This window comes from Microcystis sp. LE19-84.1B (assembly GCF_027531875.1).
Lineage (GTDB): Bacteria > Cyanobacteriota > Cyanobacteriia > Cyanobacteriales > Microcystaceae > Microcystis > Microcystis panniformis.
In genome coordinates this window covers 1-1,332 of sequence record NZ_JAPZSR010000055.1, presented here as the reverse complement: position 1 = coordinate 1,332, position 1,332 = coordinate 1, and the positions used below count along the sequence as shown (strand labels likewise).

The 1,332-nt window shown below is 34.0% G+C and carries 1 protein-coding gene; it reads left to right on the top strand.

The window, feature by feature from the left end:
• Window positions 1-130 precede the first annotated feature (130 nt).
• A partial coding sequence (locus O9324_RS02870) for an RNA-guided endonuclease InsQ/TnpB family protein (protein ID WP_288139426.1) occupies window positions 131-1,332 on the top strand: 1,202 nt, incomplete at its 3' end.

Below are 1,332 nucleotides of genomic sequence, written 5' to 3'. Positions count from 1 at the left end.
GGGGTTAACCACAGAAACCAAAAACCTACCTAAAGCTTTTTAAAGCTACTCATTTCTGTAGCTACATAACTAAAATAAGTAACTTTGACCACCGATAGATTTTAAGAACGTTATCAGGTATAATCAAGATATGAAGCTAGTTGAACGTCATATTATCAGTCAAAACCATCCCTTATGGTCAGAAATCGATCATTATGCCTTTTTGTCAAAAAATTTGTTCAATCTAGCTAACTACCATTATCGCCAATATTTCTTTGAAAACTCCCAAAAACTGAGTTTTAATCAACTCTATCATCTGGTATCTAAAACCTCAGATTATTTAGCTTTACCCACGAAAGTGAGCAAGCAGATAATCAGAAGATTAGAGCAGGCTTGGATTAGTTACTTTGCCGCTTTTAGAGCTTGGAAAAAACACCCTGAAAAATTTTTAGGAAAACCCAAAATTGTTAAGTATAAGGACAAAACCAAAGGAAGAAACCTGCTGATATATTCTCAGGAATCAATTTATAAAAAACCTTTAAAAGAAGGAATTTGTCACTTGTCTATGAGTGGCTTAAAAATTCCGACTTGCCTAAGAGAAATAATTGAAGTGAGAATTGTCCCCAAAAGTAGCTGTTATGTCATTGAAATAGTCTATGAAAGACGGTCGGAAACCACAGATAAACAAGAGATAGCTGGGATAGATTTAGGAGTTAATAACTTAATGGCTGTAACTACAAATCAAACAGGTGTAGCACCTCTTTTGGTAAATGGCAGACCGTTAAAAGCAATTAACACCTTCTACAACAAACAACGTTCCCGCTTACAATCTCAACTGAAAACCAGAAATAATCAACCCTCATCTAAGAGATTGATATTCCTAACCCATAAACGAAACTGTCGAGTAGAAAATTATCTACACACAGCCAGTAAAAGAGTAATAGATTGGTGTATTATTCATCAAATAGGGACATTAATAATTGGGCATAATGAGCGGATAAAACAATCTCTTAATCTAGGAAAAAGGAATAATCAACAATTTGTTAATATTCCCCATTATAGATTAATAGAAATGTTAACCTACAAAGCTCAATTAAAAGGAATAAAAGTCATAATAACTGAAGAATCCTATACCTCACAATCCAGTGCTTTAGATAGGGATGAGTTACCTAAATATGGGGAAGAAAAACCATTATTTAAGGGAAAAAGGTTAGCTAGGGGACTTTATAAAATGGGAACAAATCAGTTGTTAAATGCCGATGTCAATGGGTCATTTAACATCATTAGAAAAGTAATTCCTGATGTCATTGACCAGGGAATAAAGGGTTTGCCGTTTAATCCTGTAGTGCTTGA